19 protein-coding genes are annotated in these 19,559 nt (G+C 59.8%); 7 read left to right on the top strand and 12 right to left on the bottom strand.

The genetic code is table 11. The features are described 5' to 3' along the window. The first annotated feature begins 171 nt into the window (after positions 1-171). Genes AC56LW_RS18185 through arsH form a run of 4 tightly spaced genes read left to right on the top strand, consistent with a single transcriptional unit; the run spans position 172 to position 3,085 of the window. Complete coding sequence (locus AC56LW_RS18185) at positions 172-498, top strand: ArsR/SmtB family transcription factor (RefSeq protein WP_332532762.1); 327 nt, start codon at positions 172-174, stop codon at positions 496-498. Between the two features lie 35 nt (positions 499-533). Next, positions 534-1,013, top strand: coding sequence for an arsenate reductase ArsC (locus AC56LW_RS18180; protein WP_499636590.1), 480 nt, complete (start codon positions 534-536; stop codon positions 1,011-1,013). Between the two features lie 56 nt (positions 1,014-1,069). Continuing rightward, the gene (locus AC56LW_RS18175; RefSeq protein WP_499636588.1) at positions 1,070-2,350 is read left to right on the top strand and encodes an arsenic transporter; all 1,281 of its coding nucleotides are present in this window, start codon (positions 1,070-1,072) and stop codon (positions 2,348-2,350) included. Between the two features lie 15 nt (positions 2,351-2,365). Next, entirely contained in the window at positions 2,366-3,085 is a 720-nt protein-coding gene (arsH, locus tag AC56LW_RS18170; RefSeq protein WP_499636587.1) for an arsenical resistance protein ArsH, read from the top strand. 97 nt (positions 3,086-3,182) lie between these two features. On the opposite strand, the gene AC56LW_RS18165 is transcribed toward arsH, so the two are convergent. After that, positions 3,183-3,908: an AraC family transcriptional regulator gene (locus tag AC56LW_RS18165; protein ID WP_499636585.1), complete on the bottom strand. Its 726-nt coding sequence runs from the start codon at positions 3,906-3,908 to the stop codon at positions 3,183-3,185. Positions 3,909-4,059: 151 nt separating this feature from the next. Between AC56LW_RS18165 and AC56LW_RS18160 the strand changes: the two genes are divergently transcribed. Then, on the top strand, positions 4,060-5,235 hold the full coding sequence (locus AC56LW_RS18160; protein ID WP_499636583.1) for an MFS transporter: 1,176 nt from the start codon (positions 4,060-4,062) through the stop codon (positions 5,233-5,235). A gap of 231 nt (positions 5,236-5,466) precedes the next feature. On the opposite strand, the gene AC56LW_RS18155 is transcribed toward AC56LW_RS18160, so the two are convergent. From AC56LW_RS18155 to hda, 5 genes are all read right to left on the bottom strand, one after another. Next, positions 5,467-6,006: an NUDIX hydrolase gene (locus tag AC56LW_RS18155; RefSeq protein WP_499636581.1), complete on the bottom strand. Its 540-nt coding sequence runs from the start codon at positions 6,004-6,006 to the stop codon at positions 5,467-5,469. A gap of 79 nt (positions 6,007-6,085) precedes the next feature. Further along, entirely contained in the window at positions 6,086-6,559 is a 474-nt protein-coding gene (folK, locus tag AC56LW_RS18150) for a 2-amino-4-hydroxy-6-hydroxymethyldihydropteridine diphosphokinase (RefSeq protein ID WP_499561343.1), read from the bottom strand. Continuing rightward, a complete protein-coding gene (gene pcnB, locus AC56LW_RS18145) occupies positions 6,556-8,019 on the bottom strand; it encodes a polynucleotide adenylyltransferase PcnB (RefSeq protein ID WP_499636579.1) in 1,464 nt (487 codons plus the stop codon). The genes folK and pcnB overlap by 4 nt, the downstream gene beginning before the upstream one ends. Then, positions 8,012-8,686 (bottom strand): HAD family hydrolase, encoded by a 675-nt coding sequence (locus AC56LW_RS18140; RefSeq protein ID WP_499581660.1) that lies wholly within the window; start codon positions 8,684-8,686, stop codon positions 8,012-8,014. Before AC56LW_RS18140 ends, pcnB begins: the two co-directional genes overlap by 8 nt. Further along, positions 8,683-9,366 (bottom strand): DnaA regulatory inactivator Hda, encoded by a 684-nt coding sequence (gene hda, locus AC56LW_RS18135; RefSeq protein ID WP_183556114.1) that lies wholly within the window; start codon positions 9,364-9,366, stop codon positions 8,683-8,685. Before hda ends, AC56LW_RS18140 begins: the two co-directional genes overlap by 4 nt. A 190-nt stretch (positions 9,367-9,556) precedes the next feature. On the opposite strand from hda, the gene purM reads away from it, so the two are divergent. Together purM and cysC are read left to right on the top strand one after the other, a co-directional pair. Then, positions 9,557-10,600, top strand: coding sequence for a phosphoribosylformylglycinamidine cyclo-ligase (gene purM / locus AC56LW_RS18130; RefSeq protein WP_258835832.1), 1,044 nt, complete (start codon positions 9,557-9,559; stop codon positions 10,598-10,600). 6 nt (positions 10,601-10,606) lie between these two features. Then, positions 10,607-11,224 (top strand): adenylyl-sulfate kinase, encoded by a 618-nt coding sequence (gene cysC, locus AC56LW_RS18125; protein WP_499636577.1) that lies wholly within the window; start codon positions 10,607-10,609, stop codon positions 11,222-11,224. 169 nt (positions 11,225-11,393) lie between these two features. On the opposite strand, the gene AC56LW_RS18120 is transcribed toward cysC, so the two are convergent. The 6 genes from AC56LW_RS18120 to AC56LW_RS18095 all read right to left on the bottom strand — a co-directional run bounded on the left by AC56LW_RS18120 (position 11,394) and on the right by AC56LW_RS18095 (position 19,557). Then, complete coding sequence (locus AC56LW_RS18120) at positions 11,394-11,651, bottom strand: PAAR domain-containing protein (protein WP_499636575.1); 258 nt, start codon at positions 11,649-11,651, stop codon at positions 11,394-11,396. A 257-nt stretch (positions 11,652-11,908) separates the two neighbouring features. Beyond that, positions 11,909-12,136, bottom strand: coding sequence for a DUF6396 domain-containing protein (locus AC56LW_RS18115; RefSeq protein ID WP_499636758.1), 228 nt, complete (start codon positions 12,134-12,136; stop codon positions 11,909-11,911). A gap of 1 nt (position 12,137) precedes the next feature. Next, entirely contained in the window at positions 12,138-12,989 is an 852-nt protein-coding gene (locus AC56LW_RS18110; RefSeq protein ID WP_499636573.1) for a tetratricopeptide repeat protein, read from the bottom strand. 41 nt (positions 12,990-13,030) lie between these two features. Beyond that, positions 13,031-14,659 (bottom strand): tetratricopeptide repeat protein, encoded by a 1,629-nt coding sequence (locus AC56LW_RS18105; RefSeq protein ID WP_499636571.1) that lies wholly within the window; start codon positions 14,657-14,659, stop codon positions 13,031-13,033. A 2-nt stretch (positions 14,660-14,661) separates the two neighbouring features. Next, positions 14,662-16,689: a phospholipase D-like domain-containing protein gene (locus AC56LW_RS18100; protein WP_499636569.1), complete on the bottom strand. Its 2,028-nt coding sequence runs from the start codon at positions 16,687-16,689 to the stop codon at positions 14,662-14,664. A gap of 33 nt (positions 16,690-16,722) precedes the next feature. Then, the gene (locus AC56LW_RS18095; RefSeq protein WP_499636567.1) at positions 16,723-19,557 is read right to left on the bottom strand and encodes a type VI secretion system Vgr family protein; all 2,835 of its coding nucleotides are present in this window, start codon (positions 19,555-19,557) and stop codon (positions 16,723-16,725) included. Between the last annotated feature and the right edge of the window lie 2 nt (positions 19,558-19,559).

The raw sequence follows: 19,559 nt of genomic DNA, 5'->3' as shown, positions 1-19,559 counted from the left end.
TGTAATGCGGCGCCTGTGAAGCTGCGGTCAGCGCGCATTCTACTGCAGCCTGCCTTTCCTGACACGGCCACCCCCATGTCATCAAGCCGTCAAAATACTTCAATATTCTTTGAATTGTTGTACCGTTCGGCTATCATTCTTATATCTTGTAATGCATCAATCGGGAACACCATGGATACCAAAGCCACACTTGCCGCCCTGTCAGCGTTGTCGCAGGGGAGCCGCCTTGCGATTTTCCGGCTGCTGGTCCAGGTGGGACCGGCGGGGCTGGCGGCCAGCCGGATTGCCGAACACCTCGATGTGCAGCCTTCGGCGCTGTCGTTTCACCTGAAAGAGCTGTCGCACGCAGATTTGCTGTCGTCACGGCAGGACGGGCGCTTCGTGATCTATTCGGCCAACATCGCGACGATGAATGGCCTGGTCGGCTTTTTGACCGAGAACTGCTGCGGTGGCGTGCCGTGCGACGCGGCCGCTGGCGAGCCATGCAAACCAAACTGACGCTGCACATAACCCCTCACCAGACCAACCATCCCATGAACATTCTCTTTCTCTGCACCGGCAATTCGTGCCGCTCCGTCCTCAGCGAGGGCACTTTCAACCATCTGGCGCCCGAGGGGTTCAAGGCAATCAGCGCCGGCAGCCAGCCAACGGGCACGCTGCATCCGCGCGCTGTCGCGCTCCTGCACCGCAAGGGCATCTCGACCGAGGGCTATTACAGCAAGTCGTGGGACAACTTGCCGGTCACGCCCGATATCGTCGTGACCGTCTGCGGCAGCGCGGCCGGCGAGACCTGTCCTGCCTATCTGGGCCCGGTCCTGCGCACGCACTGGGGCCTGGATGACCCGGGCCACGTCGTCGGTACCGACGAACAAATCGAAGCGGCGTTCGAGCGTACTTATGCCATCATCCTGGCCCGCACGCAGGCCTTCCTGGCCCTGCCGCTGGAAGAACTGCAAGCTGACCGCAACCGGTTCAAGGCAGAGCTCGACCGCATCGGCACCCTGTTGCCCTGAACGGCATCCGGCACTGCCGAGGCTGTATTTGATTGACCTGTTCACTAGGACCCTTCGTGCTGATCGCATCGCTGATTTTTCTCGCAACACTCGTTCTCGTCATCTGGCAGCCCCGTGGGCTGGGCATCGGCTGGAGCGCCACTGCCGGCGCTGCGGTCGCGCTGCTGACCGGTGTCATCCACGTCGCCGACATCCCGGTGGTGTGGGGCATCGTCTGGAATGCGACGGGTGCGTTCGTCGCCATCATCATCATCAGCCTGCTGCTGGACAAGGCGGGCTTCTTCGAGTGGGCGGCCCTGCACGTTGCGCGCTGGGGCAAGGGCAATGGCCTGCGCCTGTTCATCCTGCTCGTGCTGCTGGGCGCAGCCGTGTCGGCCCTGTTTGCCAACGATGGCGCAGCCCTGATCCTGACGCCCATCGTGATCGCGATGCTGCTGGCGCTGCGCTTCACGCCCAAGGCAACGCTGGCCTTCGTCATGGCGGCCGGCTTCATCGCCGATACGGCCAGCCTGCCGCTGGTCGTGTCGAATCTCGTCAACATCGTCTCGGCCGACTACTTCGGCATCAGCTTCTCCCGCTACGCGTCGGTGATGGTGCCGGTCAATCTGGTCGCCGTGGCGGCAACGCTTGGCGCACTCATCTGGTTCTTCCGCAAGGACATTCCGGCGAACTACGACATGGCGCAATTGAAGGATCCAGGCGACGCCATCCATGATCGGGCAACCTTCATCACCGGCTGGTGGGTGCTGGGGATCCTGCTGGTGGGGTTCTTCTGGCTTGACGACATGGGCGTACCGATCAGCGCCGTGGCGGCGGCCGGCGCAGCACTCCTGCTGGCCGTGGCCGCGCGCGGGCACCGCATCTCCACACGCGCCGTGCTGCGCGATGCGCCGTGGCAGATCGTGATCTTTTCGCTCGGCATGTACCTGGTCGTGTATGGCCTGAGGAACGCCGGGCTGACGGTGTATCTGACCGAGCTGTTGAACTGGTGCGCGCAATACGGTGTCTGGGGCGCCGCGCTCGGCACCGGCTTCATCACGGCGATCCTGTCCTCGATCATGAACAATCTGCCGTCGGTGCTGGTGGGCCTCCTGGCCATCGACGCCACCACGACCAGCGGCGTGGTGCGCGAGACGATGGTGTATGCGAACGTCATCGGCGCCGACCTCGGCCCGAAAATCACCCCGATCGGCAGCCTGGCCACCCTGCTATGGCTGCATGTGCTGGCGGCGAAGGATATCCGGATCTCGTGGGGCTACTATTTCCGGGTGGGTATCGTGCTGACGCTTCCGGTCCTGTTCGTTACCCTGTGCGCGCTTGCGCTGCGCCTGAGCTAAGAAAGGCTACCCGCCATGAATGACACCATCCCGAACCTGCCGAATATCCGGCCCGAGCTGCTGGACATGCCGACCGTTGACAAGCTCGAGCCAGTGGGCGACATGAATCACCCGCCACGCATCCTGCTGCTGTACGGTTCGCTGCGCGAACGCTCGTTCAGCCGCTTTCTCACCTTCGAGGCCGCGCGCATTCTCGAGCACTTCGGCGCCGAGGTGAAAATCTTCGACCCGATGACCTTGCCGATGGTGGGCAGCGTGCCGGAGATGCACCCGAAAGTCGTCGAACTGCGCGAGCTGTGCCTGTGGTCGGAAGGCCAGGTCTGGTGCAGCCCGGAGCGCCACGGCACGGTGACCGGCGTGATGAAGAACCAGATCGACTGGATCCCGCTGGAGCAGGGCGCCGTGCGCCCGAGCCAGGGCCGGACGCTGGCCGTGATGCAGGTCTGCGGTGGTTCGCAATCGTTCAACGTGGTCAACACGCTGCGCCTGCTGGGGCGCTGGATGCGCATGATCACGATTCCGAACCAGTCGTCGGTACCGATGGCGTACAAGGAATTCGATGACGAAGGCCGGATGCGGCCCTCGGCCTATTACGACCGCGTGGTGGACGTGATGGAGGAGCTGGTCAAGTTCACGCTGCTGACTCGTGGCCGCAGCGATTACCTGACCGACCGGTACAGCGAGCGTAACGAGCGGGCGCTCAAGGCGATTGACCGGCAGATCGGGAAAATTTGAACGGCGGCGATGTCAGCCTGACCTTCCGCTTCGGTCAAAAGCCGACCTTTACCCGGACTCATCGAAGCCCAGGAAGGGCAGGGAAAATATCACGCATCTACAGCAACGATGAAAAATACTGAGTCGGGGATTTTCCTAGCGCCTTTTTGAACATCGTGATAAAGGCGTTGACGGAGTCGTAGCCGAGGGTGCCTGCCACATTTTGTACAGACTGGCCTTCCGCCAGCTGACTCAGTGCGATCATCAGGTGCAGTTGCTGACGCCATCGGCCAAACGTTAATCCTGTTGTATGTTCGACCAGCCGTGCCAACGACCGCTCACTCATAGCGAGCAGATCAGCCCATTGGCGCAGGGTGGTGCGATCACCAGGATTGGCAATCAGCGTGTTGGAGATGCGCCTGATTTTCGGATGGTCAGACATCGGTAAATGCAATTGTTCGACTGGCGCCTGTGACAACTGCTCCAGCAATACTGCGATCAGCCGAGCGATAGGCCCATCTGTTGACGCCGTGGGTTCCTGTTTAGCGACATAGCAAATTATCTCCCTCACTACGGGTGTAATGGCGACAGTGCAGCATCTGTCCGGCATTACGGTCGCACCCGGTTCGATAAACAGAAAGAAGATGTGGGCATTTCCCGTCGCGCGACAGCTGTGGGCAATCTCGCTCGGTATCCAGACTGCATGTTGTGGGGGCACCAGCCACAGGGCTTCAGCCACTTCGCAGGTGACGGCCCCCTGCAGAGCCAGAATGAGCTGTCCCTTGCGATGCTGGTGTGCCTCATGCTCAACGCCGTTTTGCTGTGACTCAAGTTCGAGCGCCACGGCAACCTGCTCGAAAGAATCGGAATCGAAATCTTCCGGGGATCTGGCCAATAATCGGGGTGTTGGCATAATTTAGATATAGTCTGTCAGTTTATCTATATTAAAGCGATTGCTTGTTCTTTAAAGTCATATTTTTTCGACGTGAAGAGATATGAAGACATTGACTAAAAATAATAATTGGGCAACCGTATCGCTGATAGCAGCAATATTGCTCGTTGCCATGAACCTGCGGGTGCCTTTTACCGGTGTCGCTCCCGTGCTGCCCTGGATACAGCATGACTTCAGCCTCAGCACCACCGCTGTCGGCTTGTTGACCTCGTTGCCCTTACTCGCCTTCGCAGCATTTTCCCCTTTCGCTGCATCCATCGCAGCGCGTTTCGGTCTGGAACGTACCCTACTGGGCGCACTGGGCGTCATTGCTGCTGGCGTCGTCATCCGTTCCGGCGGCAGTATCTGGACTTTGTACAGCGGGACTGTCTTTATCGGCGCCGGCATTGCACTGGGAAACGTCCTACTGCCTAGTCTCATCAAGCGCGATTTTCCGGCGCATCTCGTCTCCCTGACGGGTGCGTATTCCATCACCATGGGGGCTGCTGGCGCTATCGGCTCTGCGGCCGTCATTCCGCTTACACAAGCATGGGGCTGGCGCGCTGCGCTGGCGATGTTCGTCATCGTTCCGCTGGTAGCTTTGTTGGCATGGCTCCCGCAATGGAACAAACAAGGCAAGGCCGTAGGTACCGCCAAGCATCAAGCCCCAGGCGTCGCAGTCTGGCGCTCGCCACTTGCCTGGCAAGTCAGCCTGTTTATGGGTCTTAATGCGATGCCGTTCTATATCGCTGTGGCCTGGCTGCCGACGATTTTGATGGAGCATGGCATATCGGCAACCGCTGCGGGCTCGCTGCACGGAACGCTACAATTGGCCACTGCGGTGCCTGGCTTGCTGATGGCAGCGATACTGCGCCGCATGAACGATCAGCGCGCCGCTGCCGTGATCGCCAGCTCGATGTCTGCCATCTCATTGATGGGATTGATGTTAGCGCCGTCGCTGGCATTGCTATGGGCTGTCTTGCTGGGATTTGGCTGTGGCGCCAGCATGATATTGGGCCTGACCTTTATCGGTCTTCGTACCGTCAATGCCAGAGATGCGGCTGCGCTGTCAGGCATGGCGCAGTGCGTTGGTTATTTGATGGCAGCTGTAGGCCCAATGATATTGGGTGGCCTACATGATGTCTTTGGCGGATGGTCAACGCCATTGCTGCTTGCCTCTATGGTTACCCTTCTTGGGGCATGGTCGGGCATGTTGGCTGGACGGGCTGTCCACCTGTAGGCAGCGAAAGCAAGAGGCTGGTCCTTAATCAGCTAAAAGCGCTGTTTCAGGGAACTTCAGTGCCCTTTGCACGTAACGTCGTCGTCAGATACAGCGGAAATTGTGGATGTTCGCTGTGAGGCGAAAGCCACCGGTCGAATAGGGCGAAGTAACCAGCAGGTTGCGTCAAACTTTATCTGCATGCCCAGCATGTCGACATCGTTCGCCTCATAGCAGGGCTTGCGTCGAACTTTATTGTTCGCCCACAGCAGCGCCTGCCGCCAGCATGGCCAGCGCATACCTGAGCATCCACGTTTCACGCGCAATCGACAACCCCATGTGCGCCGGCTTGGTACCCAGTATCCGCTCGTTGTGTTCGATGGCGGCGTCGATATCGATCCAGCGCGGCACCATGCCGTTGGCCACCTCGTACGCTTCGGGCGAGGTCGCGCCCAATTCGCCGTCAACGCGGCACAGATAGAAGTGCGAGCGCATGAATAGCACGTCGTAGCCACTTTTCAGCGGCGGGCGATGCTCGTCGAGATAGCCGACATAACCCTCGACGGTAACATTGGCGGCGCCCGTTTCTTCCAGCAGTTCGCGGCGCAGGCCGTCGATTGGGTCTTCGCCCGCATCCAGCCCGCCACCCGGGAAGCTGTAGTCATCGTACCGACGGGTATACAGCAGCAAAATGCCGCGGCCGCGCAGGATGATGGCGCGCACGGCCTGCCGTTCGAAGATGGTACCTTCGAGCGAGACGCCAGGATGGGTCAGTGTATGCAGCAGCGTCACAAGAACTCCTGGTACTTCATCAAAGTGGGCGCCGTGGCCTCAAGGTCACAACTGGCGCGCTGCGACTGACGCCCGGGTATCAGTCGAGTTTGGCGATCGTCTGGCCGGCCACCAGTTGCGCGAAGTCGCGCGCAGCGCCGTGGCCGGGAATGACGATATCCGGCGCGATTTCCAGCAGCGGCGCGATCACGAATGCACGTTCGTGCATGCGCGGATGCGGCACGCTCAAGGTGTCGGTGGCGATCGTCTCGTCACCGTACAGCAGCAGGTCGAGGTCGAGCGTGCGCGGGGCGTTGTGGTACGGGCGCTCGCGGCCATGGGCCTGTTCGATGGCTTGCAGCGCCGCCAGCAGTTCGTGCGCGCCAAGTGACGTATCCAGGCAGGCCACGGCGTTGATGTAATCGTCGCCGCTCGAGTCGATCGGGGCGGTGCGGTACATGCTGGACGTGTGCAGCAGCATGCCGCCGTCCATGCGCGCCAGGCGCGCGAGCGCATCGAGCACATTGCCACGCGCGTCGCCCAGGTTCGCACCGATGCCGATATAGGCGATCATTTGCCGCGCATGGCCCGGTACTTGGCTTCTTCGTGCGCCGCATAGGCAGCGTCGCGGGCCCGGTCTTCGGCGGTCAGGCCATCGTCAGGGTCCGGCGCATGCACGGCGCCGCCGACATCGCCTTCGCCGCCGCTCTTGCGCGGCGCGCGCCGTGGCCGGCGCTTCTTGGCCGGGCCACCTTCGCGCTCGCGCGAGACGGCCACTTCGACCAGGCGCTCGCGGTCGCCGCCTTCGGCGGCATAGAAATCGGTCCACCAGTCGCCGATTTCCATGTCGAGTTCACCCGATTCGCAGCGCAGCAGCAGGAAGTCGTAGCCGGCGCGGAAGCGCGGGTGTTCAAGGAGCTTGTACGGCGCGCGGCCGGCGCGGCGCTCGAAGCGCGGCTGCATGGCCCAGATGTCGCGCATGTCGGTGGCGATGCGGCGCTGCAGGGCCAGGTTCTCGGTCTGCGTTTCGAGCACGTCGTCGGCCGCCAGGTGCAGGGCAGGGATCGGCGACTCGCCGCCGGCGACATAGGCCGTCCACTTCTCGAGCACCTGATGCCACAGCAGCGACGCAAACAGGAAGCCCGGCGAGACACCCTTGCCGGCCTTGATGCGGTTGTCAGTGGATTCGAGCGCCAGCGTGACGAACTTCATGCCGATCGGCTGTTCGAGCACGACATCCAGCAGCGGCAGCAGGCCGTGGTGCAGGCCGGCCGAGCGCAGTTGCTGCAGGCATGCCAGCGCGTGACCGGACATGAGCAGCTTGAGCATCTCGTCGAACACGCGCGCGGCCGGCACGTTGTCGATCAGCGGGGCCATGACGGGGATCGGCGCCAGCGTGACCTGCTCGATCGAGAAGCCCAGCTTGGCCGCGAAGCGCACCACGCGCAGCATGCGCACCGGGTCTTCGCGGTAGCGTTCTTCGGGCACGCCGATGATGCGCAGCAGCTTGTTGCGGATGTCTTCCATGCCGCCGTGGTAATCGAGCACCTGCTGGCTGGCCGGGTCGTAGTACAGGGCATTGATGGTGAAGTCACGGCGCGCCGCGTCTTCGTGCTGCGGGCCGAAGCTGTTGTCGCGCAGGACGCGGCCATGTTCGTCCTTCGGCGCGTTGTCGCTGCCGTTGCCGCGGAAGGTGGTCACTTCGAGCAGGTCCTGGCCGAACATCACGTGCACGATCTGGAAGCGCCGGCCGATGATGAAGGCGCGCCGAAACAGTTTTTTCACCTGCTCGGGCGTAGCGTCGGTGGCGATGTCGAAGTCTTTGGGTTTGACGCCCAGCAGCATGTCGCGCACGGCGCCGCCGACGACGAAGGCCTGGTAGCCGGCTTCCTGCAGCGCCTGCGTCACGCGGATCGCGTTGGATGACACGCTGCGTGGGTCGATGCCATGTTCGTCGGGGCCGAGGATGACCGGCTCGGTCGGGTCGCGCTGGTCTTTCACACCCAGGATTTTACGGATGAAGGTTTTAATCATTGAATAGTTGGATGGTTGGCCAGCCCTGTTCGCGCGCGTGGCTTGCGAGCGCCTTGCCGGGATTGGTGGCGACCGGGTGAGACACGATCGACAGCAGCGGGATGTCGTTGTGCGAATCGCTGTAGAAGTAGCTGCGCCCGAAGCTGTCGAACGGCTGCCCCAGGCGTTCAAGCCAGGCGTGCATGTGAACGACCTTGCCGGGGCCCGATGTCGGCGTGCCGGCCAGGCGCCCGGTGAGCATGCCGGCCGCGTCGAATTCGGGCATCGCGGCGATGTGGTGCTCGACGCCGAAGGCTGCCGCGATCGGCGCCGTGATGAAGTGGTTGGTGGCGGTGATGATCGCCACCAGATCGCCGGCTTCCTGGTGATCGCGCACGAGCTGGATGGCCTGCGGCGTGATGGCCGGCTCGATCACTTCGCGCATATAGCGCGCATACAGTGCGTCGAGTTCCGCGCGCGGGAACGCCGCCAGGGTGCCGAGCGCGAATTCGAGGTACTCGACCGGATCCAGCACGCCGGCATTGTACTGGGCGAAGAAGGCGTCGTTGCGGGCACGGTAGGCGTCGCCATCGACCGCGCCGACCCGCGCCAGAAATTCGCCCCATTCGTGATCGGAGTCGATCGGCAGCAGCGTGTGGTCGAGGTCAAACAGGGCGAGGTTTTTCATTCTTTGGATTCGAGCGGCAGGTTTTCTTGCAACAGCAGGTCGCGCAGCAGCGGCAGCGTGACCGGCCGCTGGGTTTCAAGCGAATACTGGTCAAGCGCATCGAGCATCGTCGACAGGGAACGCATGTCGCGTTTGAAATGAGACAACAAATAGGGTAACACGCTGGCCGACAGCGTCAAACCGCGCGCCTCGGCGGCGTGCGTCAGCGCTTCGATCTTCTGGTCGTCGGACAGGCCGTGGATCTGGTACACCAGGCCCCAGCCCATGCGCGTACGCAGGTCTTCGCGCACCTGCAGCACTGCCGGCGGCACGGGGCCGGTGCAGACCATGTAGGCGCCGTGTTCGCGGATCTGGTTGAACAGTGCAAACGCATCGATCTGGCGCCGGGCACTGAGGCGATGGCAGTCGTCGAGCAGGTACAGCGTGGTGCCGGCGGCATGCACGAACTGGCTGGCCGGCGCATCGAACGGGATGTAGCGCGCGCCCGGGCTGGCAGCCAGGCCCTGCAGCAGGTGGGTCTTGCCGGCGCCGGTGTCGCCCCACAGATAGGCGAAATGCTCGCGCGAGCTGCGCTCGGCGAACAGGTGCATCAGGTGCGTCAGCTCGGCATTGGCCCCGACCTGGAAGGTGTCGAGGCTCTGGGCCGGTTCGGCGCCTAAATCGAGCACCAGCTGTTTCATCGCGAGGGCCGATTCATGCCGGAAGATGGAGGAATGGGCATGCCAGTAAGGATAAGTTTTCGTTGTTATGTACGTTAAACGGCGGCGGTCGGCCCATAAAAGGAATACAGGGGAAGCCGTTTTGCTAAAATAGTGGATTGACCAGTTTCGCCGGTCGCCTCCTATTTTACCGCCTCCGCTGCCAAATACCATGAACCAACCATCTAATGTTTCTCTCTCCTACCGCGATGCGGGTGTTGATATCGATGCCGGCGACGCGCTGGTCGAAGCGATCAAGCCACTTGCCAAGCGCACCATGCGTGAGGGCGTACTGGGCGGCATCGGCGGCTTCGGCGGTCTGTTCGAAATCAGCAAGAAGTTCAAGGAGCCAGTCCTGGTCTCGGGCACCGACGGCGTGGGCACCAAGCTGCGCCTGGCGTTCGAGCTGAACCGCCACGACACCGTCGGCATTGACCTGGTGGCCATGAGCGTCAACGACATCCTGGTCCAGGGCGCCGAGCCGCTGTTCTTCCTCGACTACTTCGCCTGCGGCAAGCTGGACGTGGCCACCGCCACCGCCGTGGTCAAGGGCATCGCCCTGGGCTGCGAACAGTCGGGCTGCGCGCTGCTGGGCGGCGAAACCGCCGAAATGCCGGGCATGTACCCGGACGGCGAATACGACCTGGCCGGCTTCGCCGTCGGCGCGGTCGAAAAATCGCAGATCATCGACGGCAGCAAGATCGTGCCGGGCGACGTGGTGCTGGGCCTGGCCTCGTCGGGCATCCACTCCAACGGTTACTCGCTGGTGCGCAAGATCATCGAAGTGGCCAAGCCCGACCTCGACGGCGACTTCCACGGCCGCAAGCTGGCCGACGTGCTGATGGCGCCAACCCGCCTGTACGTCAAGCCGCTGCTGGCGCTGATGGCGTCGATGGAAGTCAAGGGCCTGGTCCACATCACCGGCGGCGGCCTGGTCGAGAACATCCCGCGCGTGCTGCAGGATCACCTGACGGCCGTGCTGGATGGTTCGTCGTGGACGATGCCGCCGCTGTTCCAGTGGCTGCAGCAGCACGGCGGCGTGGCTGACGCCGAAATGCACCGCGTGTTCAACTGCGGCATCGGCATGACCGTCATCGTCTCGAAAGAGAACGCCGACGCCGCCTTCGCCCAGCTCGAAGCGGCTGGAGAGACCGTGTATCGCATCGGCGAAATCCGCGCCCGCGCCGACGGCGAAGCGCAAACCATCGTCGTCTAAACCGCGATGACACCCCTGGCGCCGTCCCTGTCCATTCGCGACGAGGAACGGCGCCAGCGGGCCGGCCACGGCGGCGCCGTGGTCTGGATCACCGGCCTGTCCGGCGCCGGCAAGACCACGCTGGCCGACGCACTTCAACGCACGCTGTTCGACCTGGGCTGCCAAGTATTCGCGCTCGATGGCGACAAGGTCCGCAATGGGCTGTGCGCCGATCTCGGTTTTTCTCTCCCTGAACGTTCCGAAAACATTCGCCGCATCGGCGAAGTGGCGCACCTGTTCTGTCAGGCGGGCCAGATCGTCATCGTCTCGGCCATTTCGCCCATGCGCGCCGACCGCGCCCGCGTGCGCGCGCTGGTGCTGGCGCCGCAGTTCATCGAAGTGTATTGCCGCTGCCCGCTGACGGTGTGCGAGGCGCGCGATCCGAAAGGGTTGTACCGGCGGGCGCGGGCAGGGCTGCTGGCGGAGTTTACGGGGATTTCATCGCCGTATGAGGCGCCGGAGGCGGCTGAGGTGGTTGTTGATAGTGCTGCGGCTGCGGCTTCGGTTGATGATGGTGTGGGTAAGGTGCTGGCCAGACTGCGGCAGCATGGGATTATCAAGGCCGCCCAATATCAAGGCGAGTAGATTTCTGCCCCAGCTTCTTGTCGGCGTATTTGTCGATGTTGCTGTCTTAAGTTGAATGTTGTTCAGGGCAGCGCAGGATCGACGTCCTTACATCCAGTCCTTGCGTGCGTCGATGCACTTTCAGTGCTGGCAGATAAACGTCTTCAGCTTTTGTTGACCGCCAACGCGCCTATTTTATGGACGCTATCAAATGAGCACCGCACGCTGTTGAGTCACCATCGTATGCATATGGCTTGCCTTTGTGCCGCGCGCCACTGCCGTCGGGTTTGATCGCGAAATTACCTTTGCATTTTGGGCAAAAAGTCATGTCGGCGGACAGCGCCGCCTCGACTCCCATGACAATGGTTCCAGAAGACACGGCGATGACCTTTCCGCCATGATCGGTCATATCGTTGAGGCGAATGACGCCGCGGCCCACGTGTTTCATGACTGCTCCTTATGGTGTGCAAAGTGAGAATCTGGAATCGGGTTCTTGCCCAGTGCCGCCACGATTGGGCAAGGTCTTGCAACATGGCGGTCACTTCCTCGACAGAGCGAAGGGATGGCTCTGCTCCCCATTCGTTGCGGATATCGCTGCAGGTCGAACGCTTCTCCGGGCTGGTTTTCTGCGAATGACGTTTCGGTTCACCTTGCTTTGTCTTCGCTCGTAATCAAGTCATATGCGACATCAAGGTAGTGCTGGCCTTACCGTTGAGAGGCAGCGCTTGATTTTGGCTCCGAGGGTCGGCTTGTCACGCCTTTCGCGGCATCAATGAGCATCTGTTTGTCGCCATCCCACGGCGAGAGCGGTGCGGGCGGTAAGGGGAGTACTTTGTCGAGGTTGGGGAAACGAAGCAACGGATTGAGATTGAGGGCGTTGTGAAATACGGCATAGCGCTCAGATCGGGCTTGATCGAGATATGGCACGAGCATGTCAGCCAAATCGTCCGGGTCTTGAAACTCTATCAACAAATCTCGCGCGCAATCGGCAACCGAATTTTACTCCCGTGTGTAGAGTCTTAAGTGCTAAAGCCTTGGTATCAGATGTTCGCGACGCTGAAATTTTTCCGTCACCTGCACGTGGCCATGCTTGAATATAGAACAGACTATACGCGGCAGGACCATATTCCTGAGCGAGAGAGCATTCCAGCATCTTCGTCGCAACCGGAATATTTGCCCAAAACCCATCGTTTGGACTATCCCACGTTGCAGCCATCATGTCGCCCAGATATGCCATCGCATGTGGATTACCCATTTCGGCCGCCTTTTGCCAGAATGCATATGCCTTGGTAGCGTCACCAGCCACGCCAACACTATTCAAGTAAAAGGTTCCCATTCGATCATAGGCTGCAGGGATGCCGAGCTGCATCGCCTGCTCGACCAGAGCGAGCGCTTCTGCTTCGCCATGAGGTGGATCACGATTTTCGAGATAAAGGCTGGCCAAGTTGAGCATCGCTTTCCAGTGATGACGCTCCGCAGCTTGACGCGTCAACTGAACAATTCTTTTATAGTCGCGGTCCTCTTCCCATGCATCAGGATCGTCCAGCGACTTGGCTTCCTGGAACCATAATTCGGCTTGTGCATCAATGGGCGGCACTTTGGTTGCTTCGATCTGGCAAGTGAAGCTAGGGCGGTGCGGATTAAAGAGGGGCAGTTTTTCGTTGCGGGGCAGGGCTTGGGTGGCCTTGTATTGGTCTCGTACAATGCTTATCGCGTTAAAAGAGCAGACCAGGAAAACCACCGTCAGCAGGCCGTATGCGATCTTGCGAAGCAGAGGTAATGTCATTGCCAGCTCGATGTCTCGTTGAGAGGTGGAAGCTTTCCCGGTCAACCCAGGTTTGGTGCAGCGCTGTCCATCAGATGCCATGTCAGCTCATCCGGATCGAAGGGAAGGTAGCTGCCATCTAAAAACTGCGGAAACGGTTGCTCGGCGACCACCCAGGCCTGGCGCCACGGTTGGTTCACGACTTGATGCAGTGGGTGTTCTGTTGAAAGCCAAGGTTGCCAGGTGCCAGTGACCGGACACGTCTTGAGCGCATTGCAGGACCGTTGCGGTTGTGTGCGTATGACTTCGCGCGTCATGCCGGTAGCGGCCACGGGGTTGACTACGCCATGGTCGTGGCGGACTGTGAGGAAACGCTGCCACGTTAGCTCCGGGATGGCTCTGCTCCCCATTCCTTGCGGATATCGCGGCAGGTCGAACGCCTCTCCCGGCTGATACAGGCCTGGCGGAATGTCTTTGAGCCGAGTCTGCACCTGCGCTGACTCGGATGGCGCAGTGGCTTGCCAGTATCCTGCGAATGGCGCTTCGGTTCCCCTTGCATTGTCTTCGCTCGGGATCAAATCATATGTGGCATCAAGGTAGTACCGGCCTTGCCGTTGAGAGGCAGCGCTTGATTTTAGCTCGGAGGGTAAACTTGTCACGCCTTTCGCGGCATCGATGAGGGTTCTTTTGTCGCCATCCCACGGCGACAGCGGTGAAGGCGGTAAGGGAAGCACCTTATCGAGGTTGGGAAAACGCAGCAAGGGATTCAGCTCAAGAGCATTGTGAAGTACAGCATAGCGCTCGGACCGGGCTTGATCGAGATGCGGAACGAACATATCGGCTAAGTCGTGTGGGTTGCGGAACTCGACGGACAGACTTCGCGCGCAATCAGAGCAGCCGAGCCTAACTCCGCCGTGCAAAGTCGTTAGTGCTAGCGCTTTAGTCTCAGCTGTTCGTGGCCCTGAGATTTTACCGTTTGGTGCACGTGGTTTCCCTCGAAGGTTTGCTAATTTATATGCAGCAGGGCCATAGCCTTGAAGCAACGCACACTCCAGCATCTTGGTTGCAACCGGGATGTTGGCCCAGAATCCATCGATCGGGCTATCCCATGTTGCCGAGGTCATATTGCCCAGATAGGCCATTGCCTGTGGATTACCCATCTCTGCTGCCTTTTGCCAGAATGCGTGGGCTTTAGTTGAGTCCTGATTTACACCAACATTGTTCATGTAATAAGTACCCATCCGGTCGTAGGCGGCGGGGATACCGAGTCGCATCGCCTGTTCGACCAACGCAAGCGCGTCTATTTCCCCATGCGGTGGATCACGATGCTCAAGATAGAGACTAGCCAAGTTGAGCATAGCTTTCCAGTGGCGCCGCTCCGCAGCCTGACGTGTTAACTGAACAATTTTTTTGTAGTTTCGGTCCTCTTCCCAAGTATCAGGGTCGTCCAGTGCCTGCGCTTCTAAGAACCATTTTTCGGCCTGTGCATCAACAGGCGGAACTTTGGTCGTTTCTATCTCGCACTTGAAATTGGATCTATGTGGATTAAAAAGAGGTAGCTCTTCATTGCGCGGAAAATCATGGCTAGTTTTGTATTGATCATGTATCACGCTATATCCCCTGAAAGAGCAAAACAATAAGATCGCTGTCAGCAGAATGAAGAACAGCTTGCGAAGTAAATGCGTCCTCACAGTTAGCCCAAACGTTGCGTGGCGCTACGGTTGTCTCGGAGAGGTAGCAGGAACCCATTCAGGCTTTCTGAACCTTCTTTTCGTATGACGTTTTGTTTCATGATCTCCATCCAGTCAAAGAATGCCTTGGCAATGTCACTTGGTGAACCACTTTTCCCTTTAACCGTTCCGCCACTTAATTTCCCCCAAATTTTCTGTCGCAAATCCGCCGCCTTGTTTGCATCATTCGTCGCCAGATTAATCTCACTATCAACCGCCATACTGCGTTGATTTAAATTAGCACTGCCCAGACTGAAAAAGCTGTCATCCACCAGCAACAGTTTTGAGTGAATATAGATTTCGCGATAACGCATGCGGCCTTTGTCCAGCGCAGATGTTTGCAACATCGCCACCGCCACCTTCAGACCGTATTTCTTTTCCAGCGCATCAACGCTCGGCTTGTCGATGTCATTTGCGAATTCCACAACCGCCCGCTTTGTGTACAGGGCACCGGTCGAGTTCCCCATCTCGTCGCACATCACGCCCGTGTACGTTTTCTTGTTTTCCTGCTCGATGAATGTCGACTGCCCAGTCATGCCGCTCTGCTGGCCAAGCACGGCAAGCGCGTCATAGGTTCTTGGGACCATCTGGTCACGTTCTGGAACGGGGATAACGACAAATACGTGCAGTAGTGGCATGTCGCCCTTGGTCCTGCAGCCCTTGGCTGCGGCGGCCTTCCACCGTGCCATGACGTTCTTGCGCGCCTGTATCAAACGTTCCGACCATTCCTGATATTGGAAGTACTGGTTTTCGATGTAGAGATAACCGGTCGCTGCTGCGGCCACGTCGGTGGCGACAAAGTACATTTCCTTGGCGGTTTTGTCCTTTTCATCGGGCTGGGTGCGAATGATCTGGACTGATGAATTTGCGCCTGGCGCACCCTCGCGCTGCAGGGCAGAGGGTATCTCGGTGTGATCAAAGCGCGTATCGCCGCCAGCCCGGTCCCAGGCGCGGATAAAGTTCGCTTGCACACTGGCAAGTGCACCACCTTTGATGCGACACGCATAGTCCCGATATGGTTTGAAGGTGTTGAAGCCGGCATCTGCCTTGGCACCTGCATCAACCTGAACTGCTTCAGTGACTTCGCGTGCACCACTGGCCTCGCGTTTCGGATTCTCCAGAAGATGCTCTTCGGTATCCCAGTAGTCTGTGACCGAGTTCAGGCCTTTCACATAGCCTACTGCTTCGGCGCCAGCATTGAAGTCGTAATCGATGAGAATTGTTTTCTGGTGGTGGGTGCCAACCCACACCATGCCATGTCGCTCGACCTCCCATTTGTCGAGGCCATCAGGTTGATATTTTTCATCGATCAAGTTCGCCTTTATCGCAGCTGCGTCTCCGGGGCGGGTGAGGATTTTGATCCCCTGGAAAAGGCCCGAGAACGCCGCCTCGTACCAGCCATGACAGTATTCTTCCCGCGCGATTGATGGTATCGAATCCGGGTTGGCGGGCTGCGGTGTGCCCATTCCCCGCAGCGGTGAGCCCGATGCAAACAGTGTGAATTTGGGTTTTCTGAAAGCTTCTTTAGCCAAAGCAAGGCTTCGGGGTGCCCCGATCCTGTCAGCTTCGTTACCGCCGGTGATACAGCGCCACGGATGTGTACCATGCGAATATCCGGGCATGTTCATGGCAAGCGGGCTGCCAAGCTTGCTGTACCAGACAAGCAAACGGACGCTCACGTGCCTTTTGCCCGCCGCAATCAGTAAATCACCATATGTTTCACCACGCGGCCATGTCCCTGCATTACGTACCAATTCCATACCGGGATCGAACCCCCAACAACAGATATCGATTGATTTTTTTGCAGCCTTGATGTGCGCTGCGATATCGATAAACGCTTTTTCACCGCATACAAACACCTTGAGTTCGTTGTTGTGGGTGATCGGGTGGGTCTTGCTGCGCTTCTCCAGAAACCACTGCACTGTGCTCGTCGCCTGGCAACTTAGCTCGTCAATAAAAACTTTTTCAGCACGCTTGATCGGATCAGGCATATGGCGTCCTCCTGGAAACGGTTGCGTTGGTCGTCAGAGATGCTTGCGGCTGTCAGTCGAGCCATCGAGCGCCCGTGCGCCCTTATTGGAAAGCGACTGTTCCAGATACTCCGGTGCCTGAGGCGGCGCGAATTCGGGCACCGCAGAAAGGTCATAGATCTCGCCGTTTGGAAGTTCAACCTGATAGTCCCTGGTTCCCGTCTTGTGCTCGACGGCGATCTGACCGAGATCGTCAGTGATGCCATCTTCGACTTTCGTCCCGTTCTTCAGAAGCGAGTAAGGGACGTTGGCAAATGGACGGCCATTTTTGGAATGCGTCAGCAAAGTGAAGACCAGCTGCTTCGGGTCTTCCGGCGTCGTCGGCTCTGCAATATTGATCTTGTGCTCGGTTGACGGATGCGGACGGTTTTGTGGAGGGAGCGTTTCGAGGTTGCCGTGAAACAGTGCCGGCTTGGGTGCAAAGACCTGCAAGCGGTCGGTGATTTCAACCATGCATTCGGTGCCGTGAAGGCGCACGCCTTTTCGTCCCTTGATGTCGACCCAATCGGCCTGGCTGATCAGCGACAGGACCTTGTTGGCGATGACCTGAATGTCGTCGTCATGCGCCTGGACCGTGATTTTTCCGGATGCTGCAATCAACTTCATGCCGGCCTTGTGAACGAACAGGCGCAGCGTTTGCCTGATGCTTGCAAACAGGCTCTCGCCAGTTGCGATCGACACACTGCGACCAGCGGTCAGCGCCGTGTGCTGGGCACTGGCAATGTGGGTTGATTGCGCCGTGGTCGTCTCGATGCCCGCCGGGCTGGCCAGTACAAGGTGAGGTTGGGCCAGCTCCGGGAATTCTTTACCAGCGCCGCGTACTACGTCGTTCTGTGCCCCGAGTGCATCGGCAATGATGTCCTGTTGGCTGCTTTCCTGCGCCATCCCTTCCATTGCTGCTGTCGCTTGCGCATCGTGCAGTTTGTGCGCGGCGTCGAGTCGTTTAATCGTCTCATCCATATCCTTGATCGCCCCACGCGCCGCCTGCCTCGCCTCGGTCGTGATCAACAGCCCCTTGGCTGCCCGTGCGACGCCATGCCCGTCCGTACGCAGTTCCCAGCCTTCCCCACGTGCATCCTTGCGCCCGGCGTTGTCCTCGATCCGCGTGATATGCCCGAGTGACAGCTGACTGCACTGGTGATCGCTTTTCAGCTGCGCCTGGATCATCTCCTTCGTGTCATCCAGAACCAGGTGATTGCCACGTGCACCACCACCACCGAGCTCGCGGCTGCGCAAGCCTGCCAGGGCCGATTGCGCCGGCAGCGCCCATGGCGGCATGTGCGTGCCGTTGTAGAGCGCGCCCAGTATCAGTGGATGGTCGATGTTCCCGTTCGGATAGACAACGGCGACTTCTTCGCCGACGCGCGGCAGGCGGATGTGCCCAAACTCCTTCCCTGCAGCCGGGCTCAGCACCCGAATCCATGGCGAGCTGTTCTCGTCGTGCTGGCCCAGCCGGTCCCAGTGAAATTGCAGCTTGACCCGGCCGAAGCCATCGGTGTGGATGTCGGCGCCAGCCGGACCGACGACCGTCGCCGTGTGCAAGCCCATGTAGGCGCCTGGCTCGCTGTTGAAGTCGCGACCCGGCCGCCAGCGGATGTCCCTGTTGATGCAGGTGAACCGGTTCTCGTAGTGCGACGGGGCGCCTGCGCCGGCCTGGTAGTTGTTGGTTGCTTCGTGCTCGACAGACAGTATCAGGTAGCTGCGGTCACCAATACCGCGGCGCGGTTCGGGGTCGTAGTCCAGCGAGCGCGGCTCGGCGCTGAAATGCCCGCCGAGTTTGAAGGTGCGCCCGGGCTGGACGCTGCGGGCATTGCTGGTGGCATCGAACGTCTGCGTATCCTTGTCCTGCTCCACCATGCGCTGCGTTGCGAGCCGTTCGCCATCGCTGCGCATGCGAAAGCCGTAGGCGCCGCTGTCTTCGTACACTTCGTAAGCAAATATGTCGCCTTGCCGGTTGGCGGAATAGCCGGTGGCGCGCTGCGCGCCGGGATTCTTGTAGTCGGCGCTGGCCAGCGTGGTCGTGCCGGCGCCGAGGCGCCGGCTCGCACTCCACAGGTGAATGCCGTCATCTTCGAGCGAGCCGCTTTTGTCGTGAAACGCGATGACGTCCACGTCCTCATAGCTGGTGGCGTCGATCGGCTCGTTATGGAAGCTCTTGTCGGAGAGCATGAGCTTGTGACCATCGAAGCGGTGCTCGTACCAGTAATGCATGCCCCGCGCTTCCCAACGGCGGTGCAGGTGGTTGTAGTCGGTCTCGTTATATTGATTGGCAACGGTCAGTGGCGGATCTTCTTCAAACACATGCATGTGCCAGTCGGCCTGGCGGTAGTGCTTGAGCGTTTCTTCGGTGATTTGCTGCACGCTCTTGCCATGGAACGACACGTTGTCCTTTCGCAGTCGCGCGAAGGCTAGCCAGGGCTCAAGCACCATCCGGTAAAAGGCAAAGCCGCCATCGGCGCGCAAGAAAGACAGCTGCGTGATATACCCGTTAAAGTAACGCAGCGAGCCGTCCTGGCGCACCAGCGAAATCGTGACCAGCCGGCCCATCAGCATCTTGAGCGGAATGCGCGGGTCGTCCGACAGGACGTCGACCTCGAACCGGAATCCGCGTGAGACTTCCTCGTGGGCGACCAGTTTATTTGGCAGCAAAATCGCGGGCGGGCCGTCCTCGAAAGGAAAGTCCAGTCGCATCAGCCGGTTGTGCTGCGCGTTACCGCGAAATGCCGATAGTGCGGCGCCGGCTGCGATGGTCTGGCTCTCGCCCATTGCGTTGCTCCCGATGGCCGCTGCACGGCCGCAGTTGAAATAATCGACATGGTCAGCGACCACGT

This window comes from Telluria sp. LT2P80 (genome assembly GCF_059685955.1).
This window is presented reverse-complemented; position numbering and strand designations above follow the sequence as displayed.

Bases quoted from the DNA above. Each gene is read 5' to 3' on its own strand.
- AC56LW_RS18185 (WP_332532762.1), top strand. From the start codon at position 172: ATGGATACCAAAGCCACACTTGCCGCCCTGTCAGCGTTGTCGCAGGGG.
- AC56LW_RS18180 (WP_499636590.1), top strand. From the start codon at position 534: ATGAACATTCTCTTTCTCTGCACCGGCAATTCGTGCCGCTCCGTCCTC.
- arsH (WP_499636587.1), top strand. From the start codon at position 2,366: ATGAATGACACCATCCCGAACCTGCCGAATATCCGGCCCGAGCTGCTG.
- AC56LW_RS18160 (WP_499636583.1), top strand. From the start codon at position 4,060: ATGAAGACATTGACTAAAAATAATAATTGGGCAACCGTATCGCTGATA.
- folK (WP_499561343.1), bottom strand. From the start codon at position 6,559: ATGATCGCCTATATCGGCATCGGTGCGAACCTGGGCGACGCGCGTGGC.
- pcnB (WP_499636579.1), bottom strand. From the start codon at position 8,019: ATGATTAAAACCTTCATCCGTAAAATCCTGGGTGTGAAAGACCAGCGC.
- AC56LW_RS18140 (WP_499581660.1), bottom strand. From the start codon at position 8,686: ATGAAAAACCTCGCCCTGTTTGACCTCGACCACACGCTGCTGCCGATC.
- hda (WP_183556114.1), bottom strand. From the start codon at position 9,366: ATGAAACAGCTGGTGCTCGATTTAGGCGCCGAACCGGCCCAGAGCCTC.
- purM (WP_258835832.1), top strand. From the start codon at position 9,557: ATGAACCAACCATCTAATGTTTCTCTCTCCTACCGCGATGCGGGTGTT.
- cysC (WP_499636577.1), top strand. From the start codon at position 10,607: ATGACACCCCTGGCGCCGTCCCTGTCCATTCGCGACGAGGAACGGCGC.
- AC56LW_RS18120 (WP_499636575.1), bottom strand. From the start codon at position 11,651: ATGAAACACGTGGGCCGCGGCGTCATTCGCCTCAACGATATGACCGAT.
- AC56LW_RS18115 (WP_499636758.1), bottom strand. From the start codon at position 12,136: ATGCTCGTGCCATATCTCGATCAAGCCCGATCTGAGCGCTATGCCGTA.
- AC56LW_RS18110 (WP_499636573.1), bottom strand. From the start codon at position 12,989: ATGACATTACCTCTGCTTCGCAAGATCGCATACGGCCTGCTGACGGTG.
- AC56LW_RS18100 (WP_499636569.1), bottom strand. From the start codon at position 16,689: ATGCCTGATCCGATCAAGCGTGCTGAAAAAGTTTTTATTGACGAGCTA.